The organism is Polaribacter reichenbachii (genome assembly GCF_001975665.1).
GTDB lineage: Bacteria > Bacteroidota > Bacteroidia > Flavobacteriales > Flavobacteriaceae > Polaribacter > Polaribacter reichenbachii.
In genome coordinates, this window is sequence record NZ_CP019419.1 from 449,050 (window position 1) to 476,023 (window position 26,974).

Genomic DNA, 26,974 nt, shown 5'->3' on the forward strand with positions numbered 1-26,974 from the left:
ATTTATGAAAAGAAGTATCCTTATTTTTATAATATCTCTCTTTTTATTTTCTTGTGGTAAAGAAAAAGTAGATCTAATTGTCTATAATTCTACCACCTATACTATTAATGACTTTTTTCAAAAAAAAGAAGCCTTCGCTGTTAAAGACGGTAAATTCGTTGCAATTGGCACAGATGAAGAAATTCTAGACAACTATATTGCATTAGATACTGTTAATGCTAATGAAAAGGCAATTATACCAGGTATAATTGATGCTCATTGCCATTTTTATAGAATGGGCTTGCAAAAGCAAAAAGCAAATTTAGAAGGTACTAAAAGTTACGATGCTATTTTAGATACACTGGTAGCGTATCAAAAAGAAAAAAATGCAAGTTTCATCACTGGTCGTGGTTGGGATCAAAATGATTGGGAAGTAAAAGAGTTCCCTACAAAGGAAAAATTAGATGCTTTATTCCCATCTACACCTGTTGCAATTACAAGAATAGATGGCCATGCGTTATTAATAAATCAAGCAGCAATTAATTTGGCTGGTATAAATAAAAATACGCCTGTAACTGGAGGAGAAATCATAACCAAAAACGGAGAAATGACAGGTGTTTTGATTGATGCTGCTATGGATTTTATAAAAATACCTGAACCAACAAGACAAGAATCTATTGATGCACTTTTAGATGCTCAAAAAATCTGTTTTTCTTACGGTTTAACTACAGTAGACGATGCTGGTTTAGATAAAAACATAATCGATTTAATTGATGATTTACAAAAGAAAAATCAATTAAAAATGCGAATTTACGCGATGGTTTCTGGTGATAAACAAACACAAATCGATTACTATATTAAACAAGGAATTTACAAAACAGACAGATTAAATGTACGCTCTTTTAAAGTTTATGGTGATGGTGCTTTAGGCTCTAGAGGTGCTGCTTTGCGTGAACCTTATTCTGATAGAGAAAATCATTTTGGAGCATTAATTTATCCGCCAGAAAGATATAGAGAAATTGCCAAACAAATTGCTGCTTCAGAGTTTCAAATGAACACACACGCTATTGGCGATTCTGCAAATACCTGGATGTTAAAGACCTATAAAGAAGCTTTAAAAGATCAAGAAGACAGACGGTGGCGAATTGAACACGCACAAATAGTATCTAGTAAAGATTTTAGAAGTTTTAATAACATTATACCTTCTGTACAACCAACTCATGCAACATCAGATATGTATTGGGCAGAAGAAAGATTGGGTAAAGAAAGAATGATTGGAGCTTATGCTTATAGAAATTTATTAAACCGGTATGGTAAAATAGCTTTGGGTACAGATTTTCCTGTAGAAAAAGTAAATCCATTTTTAACCTTTTATGCTGCCAGACATCGTAAAGATTTAGAAGGTTTTCCAGAAGAAGGATTCCAAATGGGTAATGCTTTAACAAGAAGTCAAACTTTAAAAGGGATGACAATTTGGGCTGCACATGCCAATTTTGAAGAGCAAGAAAAAGGAACTATTGAAGTGGGTAAATTTGCAGATTTTGTAATACTAAATCAAGATCTCATGAGTATTGATGGCAATGAAATACCAAAGACAAAAGCTGTTGCTACCTATTTAAACGGAGAAAATGTTTATACTTTGAAAGAAACTGAAAAAGAAACGGAAGTAAAAGCGGAAACTCTAACAGAAACAGAAAAAACAGAGTAATATTTAATTATGAAATCATATTTATCAACACTTATTATTGTATTAGCATTTAGTTCTTGTTTAAATTCTGAAACACCCATAGAAGAACCAATTGATTATGATGCTTTAAACGAAATTGAAATTCAAGATTATATTACTGAAAACAACTTAAATCCTGAAAAAAGTGATTCTGGGTTATACTACATTCTTAAAGAAGAAGGAGTTGGTGTTTCACCAACAACTACATCAAATGTAACTGTGTATTACAAAGGCTATACTACAGATGGTGTTGTTTTTGATGAAAGCACTGCTGATGGAACAAATTTTAATCTAAATGGATTAATTACAGGTTTTTCTGAAGGTATAACTTATTTAAAAGAAGGTGGTGAAGCTACTTTAATAATACCTTCTAAAATTGGCTACCCATATTATGTTTATTCATCTTTTGCAGGTAAAGTTGTTATATTCGATGTAAAACTTTTAACCATTAATTAAAAAATATTTAAGTCAAAAAAAAAAGAGTTGATATAACAATGTATTATATCAACTCTTTTTTTTTTATAGTTTAGTTAAATTATTTAAGATCTTGTAATAAAACCTCAACAGCTTTTTTTAGTTGATCATCTTCATTTCTTGCTTTCCAACCTGGTTTATTTTCTACCAAAACATCTGGTACAGCTGGTCCATGTTCCATATTTAATCCAGATTCTTTTACATACCAAGCTCTATATGGCATTCTAATTGAACCGTCTTGCAAACGGTGACTCCCCGTAGAAATTACTGCACCGAATGTTGGCTGACCTACTAATTTACCTAATTTTAAGCTCTTAAATGCGTGTGCAAAAATCTCTGCATTAGAATAACTACTTTGGTTAGATAATGCCACTAAAGGTTTAGTATTCACAGATAAAACTGCTCTCTCATTAAAAGGATAATTTTCTTTATACTTTAAATTGTTTTTCTGAAGATTATCAGTTGCATCTCTAGGTACTGTATATGCATGTTGTTGGTAAGTTAAAACAGCTAATAAACGATCAGTGGTCCAACCACCACCATTATTTCTAACATCAATTACAATTCCTTTTTTACCATAACCACTTGCTTTTAATTCACGTTCAAAACGCTCAAAACTTGGTAAGTTCATTCCTTGAATATGAATGTAACCTAATTGTCCATTAGAATATTCATCAACCAATTTTTTACGAGAATTTATCCATTCTTCGTAACGTAAACGACTAATAGTTCTTGTAGATTCTGTTCTTACAACTACCTCTTTTTTATCAGCTAAAGTTAAAAGAATTTCATCACCAGAAGTATTTCTTAAAACACTGTAAAAATTTGTGTTTTTACTAATTTGCTTTCCATTTACAGCAGTAATTACATCACCAGTATTTAAGGAAACATTGGTTTTTGTTGCAGCTGAATTTGGTAATATATAATCGATTTTTACACCATTATTTACATTAAAAACTGCTAAACCTAAAAGACCAACTTTATCACTAGAAACTTCTTCTGGGCTGCTACCTCTATACCCCATATGGCTTGCATTTAACTGACCTAACATATTATTATACATAAAAGTATAATCTTGTTTAGTAGCTGCAGATAAAACCCAAGGCGTATATCTTTTTACAATCTTATCCCAATTATAACCATGATATTGAGGATCGTAAAAACCAGCAGTTATTGCTCTTACTCCCTCATAAAAAACTTGCTCGTTTAATTTATAATTATCAACTGTATAAGTTGCTGAGTGAGAAAAAGATGAAACTTTATCAGTCTTTAAGTTTAAAGATTTTAATTTTCCTCTAGAAGAATAATACAAAGTGCCTTTGTTTAAACTATTGCCACCAACATAATTTACACCTTTTACTTCTTTAGGAGTACCACCTAATAAATCAACTTTATAATATCCGTTTTTTCTAGTTGCAGGATTAGTTGCAGAAATGTAAATACTTTTACTATCTGCACTAAATAGTGCACCATATTCGTTACCAGCCCAACTTGTTAATTGTACTAATCTATCGTAAATTTTATCTTCATCAATTTTTACAACAACCTCTTTTTTATCGTTCTTTTTTTCTTCTTTTGGTTGATAATAATCGCCTTCTTTATAATCAGCTCTTGTTTTTTCCCAGTCAGATTTTTGTAACCAAACCATCCAAGTATCATAATTGATGCCTCCTCTATCTCCTGCTCTATTCGAAACAAAAGAAAGTTTTTTACCATCTGGACTCCAAACTGGTCTAGAATCTGATCTTGGATGCATAGAAATATTCATCTTTTTTGATGGATTTTCTATAGATTGTATATAAATTTCACTATCAAAATCTAAGTCAGATTGCGAGTAAGCAATATATTTACTGTCTGGACTCCAAGAAAGATCATTGGCAGATGCCCAAGTATCTGAATAACTTTTTGGCTTGTCTAATTTTGCATCATTTACATCAGCAATAACCAATTGACCTCTACCAATTCTGTAAGCTAATTTCTTTCTGTTTGGCGATAATAATGGCTCAAAAACATCAATTTTACTATTAGTTAGCTGAGTAACTTTTGTTTTTAAACTTCTGCTTAAAGTCACGTTTTCATCCGTAGAAACAACTTTATACAATTCGTTTTGCCCACTTCTGTCTGATAAAAACCCTAAAGTATTATCATCAATCCAAAAAGGATTATCATCTCTAAAAGGATGATTACTTACATTATTTGCTTTTGTTTTGTCTTTGTTGTTTTCTTTTACAAAAATTTCTCCATTAATACTTAAAGCGATTAATTTACCGTTTGGAGAAACACTTAAATCTCTAATTCCGTCTGAAACGGTTTTAGTTTCTTCTAATTCGAATCTATTATCTGTAGCTAAATCTAAGTTTACTTTACTAGATTTTCCATTCTGAATTTTAAAAACTTCAATTCCGCTATTGTAAACAATTGTACCATTGTTACTCACAGAAAAAGATAAAACTCCATTAACTTTTAAATGTGTTAATTGAGTTTCTGTACCAGATTTAGCACCATTTGTACTTAAAGATGTTTTATAAATATTATACCTACCACTTTCTGAACCTATATAATATAAATTGTTATTTGCATCCCAAAGTGGCGTATGATCGTTCTTTTTACTGGTTGTAATTTGATGATATTCTTTTGTTTTTAAATTATAAATCCAAATATCTCTTTGAGCAGGACCATTATAATCTTCTCTAGAAATTCTACAAGTTCCTTTTACAAAAGCTACAAAATTACCATTTGGCGAAACAGAAGCTTGACTTCCTAAAGCAGTTATAAATCGAGTTGGAGTTTCTCCATTTTGATTAATCTTGTATATTGATGACTCTCTTTCTGTACCCTTAAAAATTCGGTTACTAGAAAAAAGAATATCACCATTTGCCATCCATTGACTTGGTGTATCTGTAGTAGGGTAATAGGTTAATTGGTTGGGAACACCTCCATTTAAATCAGTTTTAAAAATATTTCTACTTCCTTTTCTATTGGACATAAAAATAATTTCGTTGCTTTTAGAATTCCAAATAGGATTACTTTCATAAGCTTGATGAATTGTTAATCTTTTAGGTTGATTAGTGTTGTTATCTAATACCCAAACATCACCATCAAAACCAAATGCTATTTTTGAAGCATCTGGACTAATTGTGGGCGTTCTTACCCAAGAATTCTGGGCGTTTAAAAAAGTTAAATTGCAGAGAACTGCAAAGAATAGAATAGTTTTTTTAGTCATTTTATTTGAATTTAAAACAACTAAGTTAGACTTTATTAAGACTGATTCTTAAGTTTCGAAAATTGTTTAAGACTGTTTTAAGTTTTATTTAACTAATTATCGGTTTTATAAAATCATTAATAGAAGCAACTCCATTTTTTCCTAAATTTTTAATAAAAGCAGAACCTATAATTGCACCATTTGCATAATTACAAGCTGTGTTAAATGTCTGTTTATCAGAAATACCAAAACCAACAATTAGTTTACTTTTTAAATTCATTGCTTTAATTCTTTCGAAATAAGCTATTTGTTGGCTAGAAATTTCTCCTTTAGCACCAGTAATCGAAGCAGAAGCCACAACATAAATAAAAGCTTTAGTATAGGAGTCTATCTTTTTAATTCTTTCTTCGGATGTATGAGGAGTAATTAAAAACACGTTGGTTAATCCATATTTATCGAATAATTTTTGATAATGATTTTCGAATTCTACCATTGGTAAATCTGGTAGAATTAACGTATCTATACCACAATCTACAACTTTTTGACAGAATTTATCTTCGCCATATTTTAGCATCTGATTTAAATATCCCATTAAAACTAAAGGTGTTTTATTGGTTACTTTAATCGTCATTAATTGCTCAAAAACCAAGTCTAAATTAATTCCGTTTTGCAATGCTTTTTGACTACTATCTTGTATTGTTGGCCCATCCGCTAAAGGATCTGAATAAGGCAAACCAACTTCTATAAAATCTACACCACTAGTTTCTAATGCCGAAATTACCTGTGTAGTATCATTTAAATTTGGGTAACCACAAGTAAAGTATATTGATAATAAATTTTTATCTTTTTGTTGAAATAATTCTTGAATTGAATTCATAATTTTTGTTTCATTCTGTCATTACGAGGTATGAAGCAATCTCATAATTAATTAGCAGATTCCTTCACTTTGTTCGGAAAGACGTTGCTAATCTTCTAAATGTTTAATATACGTTTCTAAATCTTTATCTCCTCTACCCGATAAATTTACAACAACCACTTGGTCTTTTTTAAATTTAATTTTAGGTAAAACAGCCAATGCATGTGCAGTTTCTAAAGCAGGAATAATTCCTTCAATTTTAGTTAACTCATAAGCAGCTGTTAAAGCTTCTTTATCTGTTGCGTTCATAAAATTGGCTCTTTTGCTTTCGTATAAATAAGCATGTAAAGGACCAACTCCTGGATAATCTAAACCAGCAGAAATTGAATAAGGCTCTACAATTTGCCCATATTCATCTTGCATTAAAATGGTTTTAGAACCGTGTATAATTCCGACTTCACCTAATTGAGAAGTTGCGGCACTTTCACCTGAATTTACACCTAAACCAGCAGCTTCTACAGCAATTAACTCAACATTTTCATCCTCCATATAATGATAAAAAGCTCCTGCTGCATTAGAACCACCACCAACACATGCAATAATTGTATCTGGAGTTTCTTTACCCGTTTTTTCTTTTAATTGCCATTTTATTTCTTCGGATATCACAGCTTGTAATCTGGCAACCATATCTGGATGTGGATGTGGACCAACAACAGAACCAATTAAATAAAACGTTTCTGGATTCTGAATCCAATAACGAATAGCCTCATTTGTAGCGTCTTTTAAAGTTTTAGAACCAGATGTTGCAGGCACAACTTTAGCCCCTAACATTTTCATTCTGGCAACATTTGGTGCTTGACGAACAATATCTTTTTCGCCCATAAAAACGGTACAATCTAAGCCCATTAAAGCACAAACTGTTGCAGTTGCAACTCCATGTTGCCCAGCACCTGTTTCTGCAATAATTTTAGTTTTCCCTAATTTCTTAGCAATTAAAACCTGACCTATGGTATTATTTACTTTATGCGCCCCTGTATGGCATAAATCTTCACGTTTTAAATAAATATGAGCTCCATATTTTTCTGATAAACGTTTGGCTAAATATAAAGGTGTTGGCCTACCAACATAATCTTTTAATAAAGCTTTGTATTCTTTTTGAAATTCATCAGATTCGATAATTTGAATATAATTATCTTCTAACTCTTTTACATTTGGATACAATAATTCTGGAATAAATGCGCCACCAAATTGCCCAAAATATCCGTTTTTGTCTGGCTGAAATTGTGATTTCATATCTTAATGTTGTGTAATTGTTTATTCGTTTAATCGTGTAAATGTTGGTTTGTGTTTCTTATACATATCAACATGAACACAATTACACATTTAATCTTTTTTTAAACTCTTGTAACTCTTCTATTTTCTTTCTACCTGGTTCAACTTCAAATTTACTATTTATATCTAAAGCGTAAATTGGCAATTCTGAATTGAATATTTCTTTAACTTGATCAACATCTTCTAAACCAATTCCTCCACTTAAAAAGAAAGGTTTATCAAAAGGATATTTTTCTAGAACAGACCAATCAAATTTTGTTCCATTTCCTCCTCTTTCTTTTCCTTTAGTATCAAACAAAAAGAAATCTACTACATCTAAATAAGGTTGTAAAACATCAAAATTAAATTCATCTTTAATTCCGAAAACTTTAATAATTTCTACTTCATTCTTAGAAATATAATGTTGATTTTTCTTCTTTTTAATTTGCTTATTTTCTTCAATAAACAAAGCTCTATTATCTGCTAATTGCTTTTTTAAATTAACAATATAATCTACAGATTCATCTCCATGCAATTGAATGGCATCTAATCTATATTCTTCTACTAAAGAAATTACAATCTCTATATACTCGTTAACAAAAACTCCAGTTTTTTGAATTGAATTTGAAAATTCTGGAATAATGCCTTCAAAATTTCTTTTGGATTTTTCATAGAAAATAAATCCCAGATAATCAGGATTTAAGTCAGCAACTTGCTGAATATTTTCTACGTATTTCATTCCACAAACCTTCAGTTTCATATTATCTAATTTGACTGATAAACTCTTGACAAGCTTCTCCAGGATTTTCTTCTTTCATAAAATTCTCACCAATTAAAAAACCTTGAAAACCAAACTCTTTTAATCCTGTAATGATTTTTGGATCAGAAATTCCGCTTTCAGAAACTTTAATACAAGTATCAGGAATTTGATTTGCCAATTTAATTGAGTGTTCTAAATCCACTTCAAAAGTTTTTAAGTTTCTATTATTGATTCCGATAATCTTGTTATCTAAATCATTAATTTTATCTAAATCTTCTTGCGTGTGTACTTCATACAAAACACTTAAACCCAAATCTGTAGCCAAATTCCCGTAGTTTTTTAACTCTGTAGCTGTTAAACAAGAAGCAATTAATAAAATTACATCTGCACCAATTGCTTTTGCTTCTACTATTTGAAAACCATCTACCACAAAATCTTTTCTTAGAATTGGTTTTTGTTGATTGATTGTTCTTGCCTCCATTAAATCTGCCATAGTTCCACCAAAAAAAGAAGTATCTGTTAAGATAGATTGTGCAGCTACATTTGCATCTAAATATCCATTGGTAACTTCTGCAATAGTTGCTTTATCATTGATGATTCCTTTGGATGGAGATTGACGTTTAAACTCGGCAATTATACCTGTTGAACCAACTTCTAATAAAGCCTTTTTTAATGAAAAAGGTGTTCTATCAAAATTAGGACTTTCTACTAATTTCTTTACAGGAACTTCTGCTTTAATCTTAGCAATTTCCTTCTTTTTAAATGCGATTATTTTATCTAGTATAGTCATTCAATTTTAAATAACATCTCGATACAAATTTGTTCATTCTTCACAAATTCACTCGATGTGACAGTCCGTTTGTCAGTTCGAGTGATTTTCGATTTTATGAGAAAATTGTATCGAGAACATTTTTATTTATTTTTAATTTTATTATTTCTGTTTTTCAAAAAAAAGTAAACAATAACTCCAACAATTAAACCAATAATCATCTGTTTAAAAAGATCTTTGGTTTGAATTCCTACAGCAGTTCCCATCAAAAGAAACCCTGGAATAATAAGAATTAAATTGTTTTTCTTTTTTGTCATCTTAAATACTTACTAATTTTTCTAATGTTTGTTTTGCTTTTAAACCAAAAAGTGATTCTTTAGCTTCTTCAAACGCGTTTTCAAAAGACTTAGTTTCATCAACAATTGTTAGCGCAAAAGCAGCATTTGTTAAAACAACATTATTTTGTGCTTCAGTTCCATTTCCTTCTAAAATTGATTTAAAAATCTTTGCTGCATCTGCAACAGAATTTCCTCCAAAAATATCTGATTGTTGCAATCTCTTTTGACCTAAATCTTCAGGATTTATCAATTGTTCACCTTTTTTAGTAAAGATTTTAAATCCGCTTGTCAACGAAATTTCATCATAACCATCTAAAGCGTGAATAATACCATAATTTATGTTTTCTTCTTCTTGTAAAATGTAATTATACAAACGTGCAACTTCTAAATTAAAAGTACCTAACATATGGTTTTTAGGCGAACTTGGGTTTACTAAAGGTCCTAACATATTAAAGAACGTTTTTAATGCCAATGCTTTTCTAGTTGGTCCAACAGCTTTCATTGCTGGATGAAATTTTGGCGCATGTAAAAAACAAATGTTCGCTTTTTCTAAATGTTCTTTTAAAACATTTTCATCATTGGTAAATTGGTAACCAAAACTTTCTAACATATCAGAAGAACCAGACTGAGAAGACACAGAATAATTACCGTGTTTAGCAACTTTTTGTCCTGTACCTGCAACAATAAAAGATGTTAATGTTGAGATGTTAAATGTATCTTTTCCATCGCCACCTGTACCTACAATATCTATGGTATTATAATCAGAAAAATCTACTTTAATTGCCAATTCTTTTAACGCATCTCTAAATCCTGAAAGTTCTTCCGCAGTAATTGGACGCATCATAAAAACGGTCATAAAAGAAGCCAAATGCGCATCATTATATTTCTCAGCAGCAATATCTTTTAAGATTTGTTTTGCTTCAGATTTAGACAATCTTTCGTGGTTATATAATCTATTTAAAATTGCTTTCATTACGAATTTGCATTGATAAAATTAGTAACCAATTGCTCACCAACATCTGTTAAAATAGATTCTGGATGAAATTGAACCGCAGAAATATTAAAACGTTTATGTTCAATTGCTTGAATTAATCCATCTTCATCTCTAGCTGTTACTACTAATTCTGTTGGAAAACCTACATCTGTTGCTGCCCAAGAATGATAACGTGCTGCTAAAAATGTTTCTGGAACATCTTTAAAAATTTCAGCTTCTTTATTTATAACTCTCATTTCTGTTGCAACTCCGTGAAAAACATCATCTAAATTAATAATTGTTCCACCAAAAACTTCTGTAATGGCTTGTAAACCCAAACAAACTCCAAAAATAGGTTTTATACCTGCATAGGTTTTAATTACTTCTTTTAAAATACCTGCTTCATCAGGAATTCCAGGTCCTGGAGATAACATAATGATATCGTAATTTCCAACATCTGCAACACTGATTTCATCATTTCTAAAAACCGCTGGAAAATTTCCAGTAATTTTTTCTACCATGTGTACTAAGTTATAGGTAAACGAATCGTAATTATCTAATATTAAAATCTTCATTTTAAAAAGCTTTTGGCTTTTGGCTCTTGGCAATTAGCAAAAAGCTAACTGCAAATAGCCAAAAGCATTTTTTTTAAATATTCTCTGCTAAAATCAACGCTTTTTTTAACGCTGCTAATTTATTATTTACTTCTTGTAATTCTTTTTCTTCATCAGAATGGATAACGATTCCTGCTCCTGCTTGGTAATACAAAGTTTTGTTTTTACTTACAAAACTACGAATTGCAATGGCTAAATTTACAGAACCATCTAAACCTATAATTCCTACTGCTCCACCATAAAATCCACGAGATTGATTTTCGTATGTATCTATTAACTGCATTGCCTTGTATTTTGGTGCGCCACTTAAAGTACCTGCAGGAAAAGTATCGCCCACAATTTCTATTGGGTTTCCTTTTAACTGACCAGAAACTGTTGATACCAAATGAATAACGTGGCTAAAATATTGCACTTCTTTAAACACCTCAACTTCTACATTATCTGCGTGTTTACTTAAATCGTTTCGTGCTAAATCTACTAACATTACGTGTTCTGCAGTTTCCTTTTTATCTGCGGATAATTTTTTACCTAACTGAATATCTTTAGCCATATCTCCAGTTCTTCTAAAAGTACCTGCAATTGGATTGATCGTTGCTTTACCTGCAGCAATTTTAATTTGAGCTTCTGGTGATGAACCCATTAATTTAAAAGAACCGTAATCGAAAAAGAACAAATATGGAGATGGATTTATAGAACGTAATGCTCTATACACATTAAATTCATCTCCTTTAAATTTTTGTTGAAATTGGCGTGATAAAACGAGTTGAAAAACATCACCTCTTTTACAATGAGATTTTGCTTTTCTTACATAATCAATAAATTCTTCTCCTTTTACATTTGATGTTTCATCACCAACAATTTCAAATTTTTGAGTATTAAAGGTTTGTGCATCGATAATAGTTTGAATTTCTTTTATGCGAGATTCAGTACCTTCTTCTATATTTTCTATCAATGTCATTTCATCATTAAAATGATTAATGGCGATAATAAACCTGTAAAAACTATATTGTAATAAAGGAATCGCAGAAGGAGCATCTGTTACAGATAATTCAATATTTTCGAAATACTGAACAGAATCATAAGTTGTATAACCATACAAACCATTGAATGATTTTAATTCTGCTGGGCAATCTAAAACTATTGATTTGCTATAATTCTCGAAAATAGTATTAAAGTTTCTGCCAATTTTTTGGTTTTCTAGCTCAATCCCTCTATGAGAAAAACTTAAATGATGATTTTCTGCTTTTATAGAAATCACAGGCTCAATAGCGATAAACGTAAAACTTTCGTCTTTACTATGATAATCTGAACTTTCTAGTAAAAGTGTATTTGCATATTTATCTCTAAAACGTAAATACAAACCTACAGGAGTTATAGTATCTGCAATTTTAGTTTTGTGAATGGTTTTAAACTGTATTTTTTTCATTTTTAGGCTGAATTAGATTCAGAGTCTTTTTAATTTATAATGCTGAAATAAATTCAGCAACAAAAAAGGCTTATCGTGAGATAAGCCTTTTTTATATTTTATTTATATAGGTTTAGTTCTCACTTATTAGATAAGAGAGTTCCACCACCAAGTATTGTTTATTATATTCTTCATACTGAGTTACAAATGTAAAGCGCTATTTCTTTTTGCACAAATTTTATTTTATCTTTTTTTCTCTTAATTAGACTTTTTAAAAGAAAATTTTAATAAATCGATTTCGTTCTTACACTTGTATATGTTATTTATAATTTTAACTCCATATTATAACAGGTTAATCCAATTCTATTTATAATACCAAACAAAAACCTTTAATTTGTACCTCCAAACAACGTGTTTGATTTGAATTTACTGAATTAATGTCTACACCAATGATTTATCTTTTAAATTATTGGTGTTTTCTTTTAAAAACTAATTAATTAACGTGGCAGACAAAACAATTCTGTATATATTTGCCACCAATTAATAATGATTATGAATAATAACAACAATACTAATTTTAATAATCCTAATTTTTAGGATTGGAAGGTTGTTGTTTAAAAATATATAAATAAAGCCTTCCAATTTCGGAAGGCTTTACTTTTTAATTAAAAGCAATATTAAGATGAGTAAAATTATGACAGTAGACATATTGTCTAGTATTAAAGGAGCTCAGCCATCTGAAGCTGTAAATAAATTATTTGAGGTAATTAAAAATGCCAATTCAACGAATAACAATTCTTTTAAGAATAATCATAATAATGCTGTTTCTATAGATGATTTAAGAGAGGATGTTGTAATTGACAGCCCAAATGAAGAGAAAAAAATTATCATTGAAAATTTCCCTAAAGAAAAAAACGGCTATTTAGTTGTTTCTAAAGTGATTGAAGAATAAATATGAAATCGCAAATACACAAAATCCATCAGCAATTGATGGCCAAAGAATTTACTTGTACAAAACTAGTACAAGACAGGTTAGATTTATTAAAATCCAACGCTTACAATTCTGTAAATTCCTTGTTAGATAAAATGGCTTTAGAATTGGCAGCAAAAGTTGATGCTAAAATTGAAAGCGGACAAGAAATCGGACTTTTAGAAGGAATACCTTTCGGAATTAAAGATGTTTATATGGTACAAGGAACTTACACAACTGCAAGTTCTGATTTACTTAAAAATTATAAATCGGCTTATACAGCTACAGCAATTCAGAAATTATTAGATGCAGGAGCAATTCCTTTAGTAAAAGAAAATTGCGATAGTTTTGGTCACGGATCATCCTCTGAAAACACCATTTTTGGTGCCGTAAAAAATGCCATTAATTCTGATTTAGTTTCAGGAGGTTCAAGTGGTGGTTCTGCTGTAAATGTTGCCAAAGATTACACCGTTTTTTCTATTGGTGGAGATACAGGTGGTTCTATTCGTCAGCCAGCAGGTTACAATAATGTCTTCGGATTAAAACCAACTTATGGTAGAATTTCGCGTTTTGGAATTATGGCATATGCATCTTCTACAGATTGTGTTGGGCCAATTGCAAAATCAATTGAAGATATTAGAATCGTTTTAAATGTAATGAGTGGTAAAGATGTTAAAGATCAAACTACTTATCAATCTTCAAAAATATCCGAAGAAACTATTTTAAGTACTGATGAAATAAAAACCGTTGGTTATTTTAAAAACTTTATAGAAAGTGATGCTATTGATACCCAAGTAAAAACAGACTTTTTAGCATCCATAGAAAAAATAAAAGCAAAAGGAATTGAAGTTAAAGAATTAGATTTCTTTGAATCTGATACTTTAGTTTCTACTTATTATACTTTGGCAATGGCTGAAACTGCTTCTAATTTATCAAGATTAGATGGTACAAATTACGGAGCAAGAATTGAAGGAGATAATTTAAAAGACACTTACGCAATTACACGTTCAGAAAATTTTTCTGAAGAATCTAAAAGAAGAATTGTTGGTGGTAATCAAGTATTATCTCAAGGTTTTTCTGATGAAATTTACTTAAAAGGTTTAAACTTAAGAGATCAAATTGCTGATAATTTTGAAAAAGACTTTAAAGAAGTAGATATTATTTTATCGCCAGTAACACCAAATACACCTCCAAAAATCGGAGACAGCTTAAACGACCCTTTAGCAATGTACTTATCTGATGCTTATACAGTTGGTTTTAGTTTAGGGCAATTACCAACCTTAACAATACCTAAAGGAACTGCAACAGGTTTGCAAATTTCTGCAGCAAAAAACAATGATGCCTTGGTTTTACAATTCGCTAATTTCTTAAATGATTTGATATAATGGAGCTAGAGAAATTAAATAATTTACTAAAAAAATACGATTTAGAACTTGTAATTGGTTTAGAAACACACGTACGTTTAAATACAAAAACGAAGCTTTTTTGTTCTTGTGCAAATACAGAATCTGCACATCCAAATACAAATATTTGTTCTGTTTGCACAGGGCAAATGGGTGTTTTACCTTCTATTAACAAAGAAGCAATTACTAAAGCAATTTATTTTGGTAAAGCTGTAAAATCTACTTTTGAAAATGAAGTGATTTCTTGGGATCGTAAACATTATGAATATCCAGATAATCCAAAAAACATACAGATTACACAGTTTCATAATCCTGTAATTCCTGATGGACAAGTTTCTTGTTTTAGAAATGATGGTTCTCAATTTACAGTGAATTTAACACAAGTTCATATTGAGGAAGATGCTGCAAAATTAATGCACGAAAAGAAAGTTTCTCTAGTCGATTTTAACAAAGCTGGAGTGCCATTAATTGAGATTGTAACTGAACCTTGTATCAGACATATTGAGGATGCTTCAACGTACGCACAATACATTCAAAGAATTGTGCAGAATTTAAAAATATCCGAAGCAAATTTGGAGAAAGGTGAATTTAAATCGGATGTTTCTGTATCACTTAGAAAAAAACACAGTTATAATTTAAATCCTAGAACAGAAATCAAAAACTTGAACTCTTTTAAGTTTATGATAGAAGCTTTAAAAGAAGAAGTTGAAAAACAATTAAATTATTATATTGAGCATAAAGAATTTAGACCAGACCAAACCACTGTATTGTTTGATGCAGATTTAAAGCAAACCAAAACAATGCGTAAAAAAGAGTTTGAAGCTGATTATAGATTTATTTCTGAGCCAGATTTACCTTTTGTAAGTATTAAAAATGTTGTTGAAAGTATAGATGTTGATGTTAGTTCTTTGCCTTTTGCAGTTGAATCTATTTTGATAAAAGGTGGAGTTTTACCACAAGATGCTAAGTTTTTTACTGCGGATTCATTGCGTTCTGAAACTTTTATTGCTATTAATAATGTGATAAAAGACCCGTCTTTTGTTGCTAAAACTTTGGTAAACAATATTGGTGCAGATGAATATGCAAATATTCATAATGTAAATCAGTTAATTGAAATTTTCCAATTATTTAAAGCAGATAAAATTACGTCTGTTTTAGTACAAAATGGAATTACTAGATATTTAAAAGACAGAACTTTCGATTACAATAAGTACTTTGAACAGAACACCATTTCTGAAGATAAAATTAAGGATGCTGTACAAAAAGTAATTAACGAAAACGAAGCAATTGCCAACGACATCAAAAATGGAAATCAAGGTAAAGCCGGAATTTTAGTTGGAAAAGTGATTAAAATTATTGGTAAAGGAGCTTCAGGAAAAGTGATTCGTGAAGAGATTCTTAATGCTGTTAGCGAAAATTCAGCCCTTATCAATTCGCCTTTAGCAGTTAGCGAAAAGCCAAGGACTAAAAGCCAACAGCCAGCTGCTAAAAACGAGGAAGAGTTGCAACAAACTCCCATAATAATCAAGGACAACTACAGAAGCCATAAAATATCAGAATTATCTGATGACGCTATCAATACAGAAGTAACATTATCTGGTTGGGTTTCTAGTGTTAGAGATCATGGAGAATTAATTTTTATCGATTTACGTGATTCTAGTTATCAAGTTTTTCAAGTGCGTTTAAGTAGAGAAACTTTCCCAAATTTAGATGAATTGGTAAAACTAAAACCAGAAACTGTAATTATGGTTACTGGTGTTGTTGTTCAGAGAAGAGAAGATGATTATAATACTGGTTTAAGAACTGGAAAAATTGAACTAGAAACATCAGAATTAGAAATACTAAATCTTTCAAAAACATTGCCTTTTGAAATAAAAAGAGCAATGAAAACGAATGAAAATGTTCGTTTTCAATACAAGTTTTTAGATCACAGAAATGATGAAGTTCGCAAGGCAATTGTAAACAGACATAAAGTAATTAAATTACTTCGTGATATCTTGGATGAAGAAGAATTCTTAGAAATAGAAACTCCGATTTTAACTGCAGGTACAGACGAAGGTGCAAGAGAATTTATTGTACCAACAAGAAAACAAGCAGGTTCTTTTTACACTTTACCACAAGCACCTCAACAATTTAAGCAAATGTTGATGGTTGGTGGATTTGAAAAGTATTTCCAAATTGCACGTTGTTTTAGAGATGAAGATTCTAGAGGAGACAGACAACCAGAATTTACACAATTAGATATAGAAATGGCATACGCAAGTATGCAACAAATTATAGATTTAAACACCAAAATGTTTAATGAAATAGTGAAAAAAATCTATGGTAAAAAATGGATTTTACGTCCTTTTGAAGTGATTACTTACAAAGAAGCTATGGATAAATATGGTTGTGATAGACCAGATTTACGTTATGGTTTAGAAATGCAAGACATTACAGAAATTGTAAAAGACACTACTTTCCAGGTTTTTAGTAAACCTATTGATGAAGGTGGAATTGTAAAATGTATTAAAGTTTCTGCGGAAGAGCAAGGCAACAAACGTATGTCTAAAGGTCAGATTGAAAACTTGACTGCAATTGCACAACAAAATGGCTTAGGTGGTTTGGCTTACATTATTGTAAATGAAAACGATTTACAATCGCCAATTATTAAGTTTTTAGGAGAAGAAATTGCTGCAAATATCATAAAAGCTACAGATGCTCAAATTGGTGATATTGTATTTTTCTCTGCTGCTGATTATGCTACTGCAAACAAAGCTTTAGATGCTGTTCGTCAAGAAATGGGACGAATTTTAAAGTTGATAAATCCAAAGGAATTAAGACCTGCTTGGGTGGTAGATTTTCCAATGTTCGAAAAAACGGATGAAGGCAGATGGACGTTTACACACAATCCTTTTTCTATGCCAGCTGTATATGATTTAGAAAAACATATGAATGGTGAAGGTGAAGAAATTGGAACAATTATCGCTCAACAATACGATTTAATCTTAAATGGTTACGAAATTGGTGGTGGTTCTGTACGTGCACACAAAGCAGAAATTTTAGAAGCAACCTATAAAAATATGGGTTACAATAAAGAAGAAATGATAAAAAGTGTTGGAACGATGTACAAAGCGTTTCAATATGGAGCACCTCCTCATGGAGGAATTGCTTGGGGTGTAGACAGATTAATGATGATTTTAGAAAAGAAAACTTCTATTAGAGAAGTGATGGCTTTCCCTAAAACAGGAACATCTGAAGACTTATTATTTAATGCGCCATCCATTTTATCAGACAAAAAAGTAGAAGAAATGAATGTGAAAATTATGAGATAAAATAATTTATTACTTCATTTTAATACATAAAAAAAAATTCTGCGAAAAGCAGGATTTTTTTTTATGTATTCTATTTTAAATTATCTCTATTTCAAAGAAATTTGATATTGTAAAACAGCCATACCTTTATATTTTTTTTGTTCCATTGTTGCTGCATCAAAAATAGGACGATGTTGATATCCTAAACTCAATTTATTTCCGTGAGTTCCGTTCATTAAAAAGTTTACTGTAAAATCATAGACAACCATTCTTTCATTTAAAGCATCCCAATCAGAACTTTGAATGGCAATATTTGGCTGAATTACCATAGGATAATCAAAGACTTTTGTTTTCTTAAAAGCATAACCAAATTGGGTATAAAAAGTTGTACCTGTACCAATCATAGGAAAAGCAACTCCTGCTCCATTATAATCTGTTCCACCACCAGTTGTTGGGTTATTTGCACCCACATTTCTCATATAATCTTTACCAAAATCATAATCATAGTAACCTGCATAAGCTGTAATTGCACCTCCATTATTTAAAGGTAAGTTTAAAAATGAATCTACAGCCCAATGTTTCATATCATATAAATTAGTTTCTGCCAACAAAGCATCTCCATCGCTCATTGCTTTTTCTTGAAACTGAAAACCTGCTCCTATATTAAATACTTTTTTAGCTTGAACATAGGTACCTGTTTGATAGGCAGATTTATTTGATTCGTGTTCAAAAAATTGATATTTAACGTAAGAAGAAGTTTTTATTCTTGGTCTATTATTTGCAAAATCTACTTTACCAGTTGGTATACTTGTTACCAAAATAGGATTTCCAAGAGACAGTCTATAATCTATTTTACCCACTTGCCCTTTAAACCAAACTCCTAAAACTCTACCAATATCATCGTTTTTATTTACCGTATTTAAGGCAAAAACAGGAGAATCTAAACCCATTAATGTTTTATTAGAACGTACATTCCATCTATTTAAACCTTGCCAACCAGATTTACCAAAACCAACTTCGAATTTTTTACTAAATGCATACTCAGCATACATATCTAATACTCTAAAAGGGAAATTGCTAGATTTATAATTGTAGTTATTACCACCAAAAATTGAATAGAAATATAATTTCGGAGTAATTTGAGCTGTTAAAGGAATTCTTAAACGTCTTAAAGAAACATCTGTATAGCTACTTGTTGGTTCGCCATTAATTGTAGAACCTTCATTTAAATCAGAATAACGCAACCAGATTTGGGCTCTTACATTCCATTTTATAACTGGTTTAAATTTTTCTTTTTCTTGTCCGCTTGAAATGATTGAAGAAAAAAGTACGATTATCAACAAACATTTAGTAATTATTTTCATCTTTCTGTTTTAATTATAGGACAAAATTATAGGTTACTTTCTTTTTAAAACGTGACAATAATCATATCTAAAGAAGTTTTTTCATCAGCAATAAATAAAAGAATAAAAGCGCTTGATAGACGTAATTTATCAACTTTAAAAACTTAAAACTGTAAGATTAAAGAACTTTTAATTTTCTTCGGATTTACGAATCATAAAAAAATACAAATATTTAATTTAAGGCACTTTTTAGCTGATTTAAGCCATTTTTAGAGTTATCAACAATTATCAATTTTATCAACAAAAAACTTTTAGAACTTCTGTTTTTCCTTATATTTGATAGGTTGTATTTTTTACAACTAACAATCAAATAATAGAAAATTTTAGACAGATAATGAGCGAAGAAAAAAAGCATAATTATGATGCCTCCAGTATTCAGGCATTAGAAGGTATGGAACACGTAAGAATGCGTCCATCAATGTATATTGGTGATGTTGGAGTACGTGGTTTACATCATTTAGTGTATGAAGTTGTAGATAACTCTATTGATGAAGCAATGGGTGGTTATTGTGATACTATTGAAGTTACAATTAACGAAAACAACTCAATTACTACCAAAGATAATGGACGTGGAATTCCTGTAGGTTTACACAAAAAAGAAGGTGTTTCTGCATTACAAGTTGTAATGACAAAAATTGGTGCAGGTGGTAAATTTGATAAAGATTCTTATAAAGTTTCTGGTGGTTTGCATGGTGTTGGTGTAAGTTGTGTTAATGCATTATCAGATCATTTAACAGCTACAGTTCATAAAGAAGGTAAAGTTTGGCAACAAGAATACGAAAAAGGTAAAACGTTATACCCAGTAAAAACTATTGGAGAAACTGATTTTACAGGTACAATTGTTACTTTTTTACCAGATAAATCTATTTTTCAGCAGTCTACAGAGTACAATTATGAAACTCTAGCAACAAGAATGCGTGAATTAGCGTATTTAAATAAAGGAATTACTATTACTTTAACTGACAAAAGAAACACAGATGATGAAGGAAACTTTATTTCTGAGACTTTTCATTCTGATAAAGGATTGCCAGAATTTATTCAGTATTTAGATTCTACACGCGAGCAGTTAATTGCGAACGTAATTTCTATGGAAGGCGAAAAAAACGGAATTCCAGTAGAAGTTGCTATGGTTTACAACACTTCTTATGCAGAAAATTTACATTCTTATGTAAATAATATTAATACTCATGAAGGTGGTACACATTTATCGGGTTTTAGACGTGGTTTAACAGGTACTTTAAAAAAGTATGCTGATGAATCTGGATTACTTAAAAATGTAAAATTTGATATTGCTGGTGATGATTTTAGAGAAGGTTTAACAGCAATTGTTTCTGTAAAAGTTTCTGAACCTCAATTTGAAGGACAAACAAAAACGAAACTAGGAAATAGAGAAGTTACTTCTGCCGTTTCTCAAGCAGTTTCAGAAATGTTATCTGATTATTTAGAAGAAAACCCTGCAGATGCTAAAACCATTGTACAGAAAGTAATTTTAGCTGCAACTGCAAGACACGCTGCACGTAAAGCACGAGAAATGGTGCAACGTAAAACAGTAATGTCTATTGGTGGTTTACCTGGTAAATTATCTGACTGTTCAGAAACAGATCCTGCTCAATGTGAAATATTCTTAGTTGAGGGAGACTCTGCAGGTGGAACAGCAAAACAAGGTAGAGATCGTAATTTTCAAGCTATACTTCCACTTCGTGGAAAAATCTTGAATGTTGAAAAAGCAATGCAACATAAAGTTTTTGAAAACGAAGAGATTAAAAATATGTTTACGGCTTTAGGGGTTTCTATTGGTACAGAAGAAGACCCAAGAGCTTTAAACTTATCAAAAGTACGTTATCATAAAGTTGTTATTATGTGTGATGCCGATGTTGATGGTTCGCACATTGCTACTTTAATTTTAACATTCTTCTTTAGATATATGAGAGAAATGGTTGAGCAAGGTTATATTTATATTGCTACACCTCCTTTATATTTAGTTAAAAAAGGTCAGAAAAGAGAATATGCTTGGGATGACAATCAACGTGACTTAATTGCTCAAAAATTAGGTGGTGGTGTTAACATTCAAAGATATAAAGGTCTTGGAGAGATGAACGCAGAACAACTTTGGGACACTACAATGAATCCTGAATTTAGAACTTTGCGTAAAGTAGTTATTGACAATCAAACAGAAGCAGATAGAGTATTTTCTATGCTAATGGGAGATGAAGTTCCTCCTCGTAGAGATTTTATTGAAAGAAATGCAAAGTATGCGAATATTGATGCTTAATACTTTAGATTATAATAAATAAAAAAAAGGTGTAAAAAATTATTTTTATACCTTTTTTTTATATTCTAATTTTATATTTTTTTACCTAATACTGAATCCTGCTCTTACAGAAAACACATCGTATTCTTGTACTGCATATTCTGCTGCAATATTTAAGAATAGTAATTTTATACTTAAACCTAAATTAGCCCTCATAGAACTACCGTCATATTTTAAACTAATTGGATCTGTGTATGTAGTATTAGAAGCAGACGTTGTGTACGAACCTAACATATTTACATCTGTTTTATAATTTGTTGTACCCACACCACCATAAATAGTAAAAATAGAGAGTTTTTTAGATGCCAAAACTTGAAAAATAAAAGTCTTTGTATTAAACTCTAATGCTTGAGATGGTTCATCTTCTGGGTCTAAAAAGAATTTAGACTTTACATCGTTCCATCCAACCAAAGCAGATACATCAAAAGGTAAACGTTTAACGAAAGGTATCCATTGTTTTAAATCGTGTTTAATACCAAAACCAAATGTTGAAAATTGATAATCTGTATCGTTTTGCTCTGGAATATATCTAATTATTAAATCGGTATTTTTAAATAAACCAATGCCAGCTTGTAACATTGCAGAAGGAACAACATTGAACCCAATAGATTCTTTTAAACCTGAACCTGGTAAAGATGAAGTAGAAATAGAATTCCCTGTATCATCAGTAAATGTTAATAATGGCCTATCATCTAGCTTTTGAGACCCGAATAAAGTTGGTATTTCTGCAGAAGAAATACTTGAATCTTCTAATTTAATGTTAGAATAATCTGCATTATTAAAAGTAAAAGTTTCTGCTGAAGATGGTACAGAAGCACCATTAGCAATTACAGCAATATCAATACCCAATAACTTATGCGTTTTTGCAGTAGTATACCAACCTCCATTAATTCCGTTTCCAAAACCTGTAGGAAAAGGCTCTACGTATCCTTGTAATAAAGTTCTTGCATCTGCAACACCACCTTCTAAAATAGATTCTAATTCAATTTGTGAATATGAAGTTAACGTAAATGCAGTAAATAAAAATAAAAATACTTTTTTCATATAGTTTATAGTTTAGTTAATTATAGAAAAGTTATTGCATTTTATTGCACAGTAGCTTTAACTTTAAATTTTAGATTGATAGTGAAGCTATCATCTGCAGGTGTTTGGGTAAAATCAGCCTTAATTACATAAGGAAAAACACCAGAATTAATTACTGATAAAATACTTGATGCGTTTGTAGGTATAATAACTTCTACGCCTTCTCCCTTTGTTAAAGTTAGTGATTCATTTATATTAATATTACCTACTGTTAAATCAAAATTTCCTGTTATAGCTTCTCCAGAATAATCATCTGCTAAAGTTAAAGTAACTTTCTCAATTTCTGCTTCAACAAATTCGCTTGCATTATCTAATAAATCTTGAATGTTAATAGAGTTAGACGTTTCAAATGAAGTTGCAGTGTTTAAACCTGTAACCAAAGCATTACTTTCAAATTCATCTATTACAATAAATTGTATTTCTCCATCTTCTTCACAGTTAGTAAATGTAAAAGCTACAAAGAGCACAAGCATTGTTTGAATAATTTTAATTTTTTTCATAATTTTTTTATTTATAAGTTATTAAATGTTGTTTCACAAATATAGAAAAATAATGAAGTTATTATTTACAATTCATACAACATTCCATACAATCGATACAACTTTTAAACATAAAACCAGATTATTCTTTCCAATTTATAGGATTAACCAATAAATTTGATATCTTTTTTTATGACATAAATCACGATAATACATTCAGAATATTGTATTTTTGTGTGAGAACTATTTAACAAATTTTAAAAATATTTATATGAAAGTTACAGTTGTTGGTGCAGGTGCAGTAGGTGCAAGTTGTGCAGAATATATTGCAATTAAAGATTTCGCTTCTGAAGTTGTAATCTTAGACATTAAAGAAGGTTTTGCAGAAGGTAAAGCAATGGATTTAATGCAAACTGCTTCTCTTAACGGTTTTGATACTAAAATTACAGGAAGTACAAGTGATTATTCTAAAACTGCAAATTCTGATGTTTGTGTAATTACTTCTGGTATTCCTAGAAAACCAGGTATGACTCGTGAAGAATTAATTGGAATTAATGCAGGAATCGTAAAAACTGTTTCTTCTAGTTTAATAGAACACTCTCCAAACACTATTATTATTGTGGTTTCTAACCCAATGGATACTATGACATATTTAGTGCATAAAACTACAGGATTACCAAAAAACAGAATTATTGGTATGGGTGGTGCTTTAGATTCTGCTCGTTTTAAATACAGATTAGCAGAAGCATTAGGTGCTCCTATTTCTGATGTTGATGGAATGGTTATTGGTGGACATTCTGACAAAGGAATGGTACCTTTAACTAGATTGGCTACTCGTAACTCTGTTCCTGTTTCAGAATTTATTTCAGAAGAAAGATTAGAGCAAGTTTTACAAGACACTAAAGTTGGTGGTGCTACTCTAACTGGTTTATTAGGCACTTCTGCTTGGTATGCTCCAGGTGCTGCAGTTTCTGGTTTAGTACAAGCAATTGCTTGCGACCAAAAGAAAATTTACCCTTGTTCTACTTTATTAGATGGCGAATATGGTTTATCTGATTTATGTATTGGAGTTCCTGTTGTTTTAGGTAAAAATGGTATAGAAAGTATTGTAGAAATTAATTTAAGTGATGCTGAAAAAGCACATTTAGAAGAATCTGCTGCAGGTGTTTCTAAAACAAATGGTTTATTAGAACTATAATATAAAGTCTTTTTTTATTGACTTATCTAAAATCCAGCTTTTTTGAGCTGGATTTTTTTATTGCTTTTATTTAAAAATTAGATTCTCTTTTTTAGATAAATCATTAATATAAATCTATTTTTTATTTAGCTATTTAAACTACGTATTTTTGTAAAATAATTGCTAAAAAAATGACAAACCAAACAAACACTATTTTAAAAAACGTATTCGGTTATGATAATTTTCGTCCCTTACAAGAAGAAATTATCAACAGAACCTTAGAAGGTAAAGATAGTTTTGTATTGATGCCAACTGGTGGAGGAAAATCGATGTGTTTTCAAATTCCTGCTTTAATTTTTAACGGAATAACAATTGTAGTTTCTCCTTTAATTTCTTTAATGAAAGATCAAGTTCAGGCATTAAAATCAAACGGAATTAAAGCAGACTTTTTTAACAGTTCTATTTCTGTTGAAGAAGAAAACAATGTTATCAATAAAGCAATTAATGGCGAATTACAGCTTTTATATTTATCTCCAGAAAAACTAATTACAGTAAGTAATTCTTGGCTAAAACAATTAAACATAAAATTAGTTGCTATTGATGAAGCACATTGTGTGAGTATGTGGGGTCACGATTTTAGACCAGAATACACACAACTAAAAATATTTAGAAACTCTTTACCAAATGTACCTTTTATGGCGTTAACTGCTACTGCAGATAAATCTGCCAGAAAAGATATAGAAGCGCAATTAGGTCTAAGAAACTCAAAATTATTTATCTCTTCTTTTGATAGAAAAAACTTAAGTATTGAAGTAAGAGGTCAAGTCACTAAAAAGAAAAAACTACAAGAAATTATCACCTTTATTAAAAGAAGGAAAAATGAAAGTGGCATTATTTATTGTTTAAGCAGAAAAAACACAGAAGAAGTAGCTAATTACCTGCAAGGTGAAGGCCATAATGTAGCCTTTTATCACGCAGGAATGAGCAATGAAGAAAGAGAAAAAACACAAACAGATTTTATAAATGATGAAACAAAAATAATTGTAGCAACGATTGCTTTTGGTATGGGTATAGACAAATCTAACGTTCGCTTTGTAATTCATTACAACTTACCTAAAAATCTCGAAGGATATTATCAAGAAATAGGAAGAGCAGGAAGAGATGGATTACCATCAGAAACGATGCTTTACTATAATATGAGAGATTTTGTATTGTATAGCCAATTTGCAGATGATGGCGCAAATACTGCCATGCAAAAAGAAAAGCTGAATAGAATGCTTCAATTTGCAGAAGCCAAATCTTGTAGAAGGAAAATATTATTATCTTATTTTGGAGAACATCTTACTGAAAATTGTGGCAATTGTGATGTTTGCGAAAATCCACCTAAAGATTTTGACGGTACAATTTTATCACAAAAAGCGCTTTCTGGAATTGCAAGAATGAAAGAAAAAGATGGAATTACAATGCTAATAAATGTTTTGAGAGGTAGCAATAACGCAGATATTCATTCCAATCAATATTTTAATCTAAAAACTTATGGAATAGGAAAAGAAATTTCTTTTTTCGATTGGAGAGATTATGTAATTCAAATGGCAAACCAAGGTTTAATAGAAATTATGTATGCTGAAAATTCTGCTTTAAAAATTACACCCATTGGTTGGCAAGTTTTAAAAGGCCAAAAAAAGATTCGACTAACAACGCCTATAAGCCCTAATGATAAAAAGAAGAAACAAAAAATAGTAAAAACTACTGTTTTGGGTGATGTAAATAACGATTTATTTACGGCGCTCAAAAAATTGAGACATTCAATAGCTAAAGAAGAAAATATGCCAGCTTACATTGTTTTTAATGATAAAACATTAAAATTAATGGCTAGTGAACAACCTACTACCGAAAATGAATTTTTAGCGATTTCTGGGGTTGGAATGAGCAAAATGGAAAAATATGGAGATGATTTTATGAATGTAATACGTGAGTTTAATAATGTAGCTAAACCTCGTAAAACACCTACAACACAAAAAACATTCGATCTTTACAAACAAGGTTTAAACCCGAAAGAAATTGCAGAAAAAAGAGAGTTATCTGTAACCACAATTTTTTCGCATTTATCTCAACTTTACTCAGAAGGAAAAGACATCAATTTAGAAAAATATGTATCCGAAGAAATTATAGATAAAGTTAGAATTGTTTTTAATCAATTAAATCGAAAACAAGAATTAAAACCTATTTACGAGAAACTTAACGAAGAAGTTTCTTACAGTCAAATTAGAATTGGCATTACTTTAATTCTTAAAAACGAATAAGAGACATCCTTTTCCTTATTACTGATTATCAAATCAATAAAGCTTTAGATTATATTGGGTGGTTTTTATCAGAAATAGAATAAATTCAGGGTTTTTTATATTCTTTTAGCCTCTTTTTTGTAACCTTTTAGCAAAAAAGGCTGTA

General features: G+C 30.4%; 20 protein-coding genes. 8 read left to right on the forward strand and 12 right to left on the reverse strand.

The features are described 5' to 3' along the window. Positions 1-4 precede the first annotated feature (4 nt). Together BW723_RS02000 and BW723_RS02005 are read left to right on the forward strand one after the other, a co-directional pair. Positions 5-1,687: an amidohydrolase gene (locus BW723_RS02000; RefSeq protein WP_083139836.1), complete on the forward strand. Its 1,683-nt coding sequence runs from the start codon at positions 5-7 to the stop codon at positions 1,685-1,687. Positions 1,688-1,696: 9 nt separating this feature from the next. Continuing rightward, the gene (locus tag BW723_RS02005; RefSeq protein WP_068363038.1) at positions 1,697-2,161 is read left to right on the forward strand and encodes an FKBP-type peptidyl-prolyl cis-trans isomerase; all 465 of its coding nucleotides are present in this window, start codon (positions 1,697-1,699) and stop codon (positions 2,159-2,161) included. 79 nt (positions 2,162-2,240) lie between these two features. Here the strand turns inward: BW723_RS02005 and BW723_RS02010 are convergent, their stop codons facing one another. The 9 genes from BW723_RS02010 to BW723_RS02045 all read right to left on the reverse strand — a co-directional run bounded on the left by BW723_RS02010 (position 2,241) and on the right by BW723_RS02045 (position 12,428). Then, the gene (locus tag BW723_RS02010) at positions 2,241-5,402 is read right to left on the reverse strand and encodes a S41 family peptidase (RefSeq protein WP_068363036.1); all 3,162 of its coding nucleotides are present in this window, start codon (positions 5,400-5,402) and stop codon (positions 2,241-2,243) included. An 88-nt stretch (positions 5,403-5,490) separates the two neighbouring features. Then, on the reverse strand, positions 5,491-6,258 hold the full coding sequence (trpA, locus tag BW723_RS02015) for a tryptophan synthase subunit alpha (RefSeq protein WP_068363033.1): 768 nt from the start codon (positions 6,256-6,258) through the stop codon (positions 5,491-5,493). Between the two features lie 87 nt (positions 6,259-6,345). Then, entirely contained in the window at positions 6,346-7,530 is a 1,185-nt protein-coding gene (gene trpB / locus BW723_RS02020; protein WP_068363029.1) for a tryptophan synthase subunit beta, read from the reverse strand. A gap of 82 nt (positions 7,531-7,612) precedes the next feature. Further along, positions 7,613-8,308: a phosphoribosylanthranilate isomerase gene (locus tag BW723_RS02025; RefSeq protein WP_068363026.1), complete on the reverse strand. Its 696-nt coding sequence runs from the start codon at positions 8,306-8,308 to the stop codon at positions 7,613-7,615. A 1-nt stretch (position 8,309) separates the two neighbouring features. Next, positions 8,310-9,098, reverse strand: a complete 789-nt coding sequence (gene trpC, locus BW723_RS02030) for an indole-3-glycerol phosphate synthase TrpC (RefSeq protein WP_068363023.1) — start codon at positions 9,096-9,098, stop codon at positions 8,310-8,312. A gap of 122 nt (positions 9,099-9,220) precedes the next feature. Further along, entirely contained in the window at positions 9,221-9,394 is a 174-nt protein-coding gene (locus BW723_RS17815; protein WP_169835729.1) for a hypothetical protein, read from the reverse strand. 1 nt (position 9,395) lies between these two features. After that, positions 9,396-10,388 carry an anthranilate phosphoribosyltransferase gene (gene trpD, locus BW723_RS02035; protein ID WP_068363020.1) on the reverse strand — a complete coding sequence of 331 codons (993 nt, stop codon included), beginning with the start codon at positions 10,386-10,388 and terminating at the stop codon, positions 9,396-9,398. Next, positions 10,388-10,963, reverse strand: a complete 576-nt coding sequence (locus BW723_RS02040; protein ID WP_068363629.1) for an anthranilate synthase component II — start codon at positions 10,961-10,963, stop codon at positions 10,388-10,390. The genes trpD and BW723_RS02040 overlap by 1 nt, the downstream gene beginning before the upstream one ends. A gap of 73 nt (positions 10,964-11,036) precedes the next feature. Beyond that, on the reverse strand, positions 11,037-12,428 hold the full coding sequence (locus BW723_RS02045; RefSeq protein ID WP_068363016.1) for an anthranilate synthase component I family protein: 1,392 nt from the start codon (positions 12,426-12,428) through the stop codon (positions 11,037-11,039). A gap of 661 nt (positions 12,429-13,089) precedes the next feature. On the opposite strand from BW723_RS02045, the gene BW723_RS02050 reads away from it, so the two are divergent. Genes BW723_RS02050 through gatB/aspS form a run of 3 tightly spaced genes read left to right on the forward strand, consistent with a single transcriptional unit; the run spans position 13,090 to position 18,094 of the window. Further along, positions 13,090-13,359 (forward strand): Asp-tRNA(Asn)/Glu-tRNA(Gln) amidotransferase subunit GatC, encoded by a 270-nt coding sequence (locus tag BW723_RS02050; protein WP_068363012.1) that lies wholly within the window; start codon positions 13,090-13,092, stop codon positions 13,357-13,359. 2 nt (positions 13,360-13,361) lie between these two features. Further along, on the forward strand, positions 13,362-14,762 hold the full coding sequence (locus BW723_RS02055) for an amidase family protein (protein WP_068363009.1): 1,401 nt from the start codon (positions 13,362-13,364) through the stop codon (positions 14,760-14,762). Next, positions 14,762-18,094: a bifunctional amidotransferase subunit GatB/aspartate--tRNA ligase AspS gene (gene gatB/aspS / locus BW723_RS02060; protein ID WP_068363006.1), complete on the forward strand. Its 3,333-nt coding sequence runs from the start codon at positions 14,762-14,764 to the stop codon at positions 18,092-18,094. Before BW723_RS02055 ends, gatB/aspS begins: the two co-directional genes overlap by 1 nt. A gap of 86 nt (positions 18,095-18,180) precedes the next feature. Here the strand turns inward: gatB/aspS and BW723_RS02065 are convergent, their stop codons facing one another. Then, positions 18,181-19,437, reverse strand: a complete 1,257-nt coding sequence (locus BW723_RS02065) for a hypothetical protein (protein WP_083139830.1) — start codon at positions 19,435-19,437, stop codon at positions 18,181-18,183. 373 nt (positions 19,438-19,810) lie between these two features. On the opposite strand from BW723_RS02065, the gene gyrB reads away from it, so the two are divergent. Continuing rightward, positions 19,811-21,748: a DNA topoisomerase (ATP-hydrolyzing) subunit B gene (gyrB, locus tag BW723_RS02070; protein WP_068363003.1), complete on the forward strand. Its 1,938-nt coding sequence runs from the start codon at positions 19,811-19,813 to the stop codon at positions 21,746-21,748. Between the two features lie 81 nt (positions 21,749-21,829). On the opposite strand, the gene BW723_RS02075 is transcribed toward gyrB, so the two are convergent. Together BW723_RS02075 and BW723_RS02080 are read right to left on the reverse strand one after the other, a co-directional pair. Then, entirely contained in the window at positions 21,830-22,831 is a 1,002-nt protein-coding gene (locus BW723_RS02075; RefSeq protein ID WP_068363000.1) for a DUF6588 family protein, read from the reverse strand. A gap of 41 nt (positions 22,832-22,872) precedes the next feature. Continuing rightward, positions 22,873-23,370 carry a hypothetical protein gene (locus BW723_RS02080; protein WP_068362997.1) on the reverse strand — a complete coding sequence of 166 codons (498 nt, stop codon included), beginning with the start codon at positions 23,368-23,370 and terminating at the stop codon, positions 22,873-22,875. 250 nt (positions 23,371-23,620) lie between these two features. On the opposite strand from BW723_RS02080, the gene mdh reads away from it, so the two are divergent. Beyond that, complete coding sequence (mdh, locus tag BW723_RS02085) at positions 23,621-24,547, forward strand: malate dehydrogenase (RefSeq protein WP_068362994.1); 927 nt, start codon at positions 23,621-23,623, stop codon at positions 24,545-24,547. Between the two features lie 170 nt (positions 24,548-24,717). Beyond that, entirely contained in the window at positions 24,718-26,829 is a 2,112-nt protein-coding gene (gene recQ, locus BW723_RS02090) for a DNA helicase RecQ (RefSeq protein ID WP_068362992.1), read from the forward strand. The last annotated feature ends 145 nt before the right edge of the window (positions 26,830-26,974 follow it).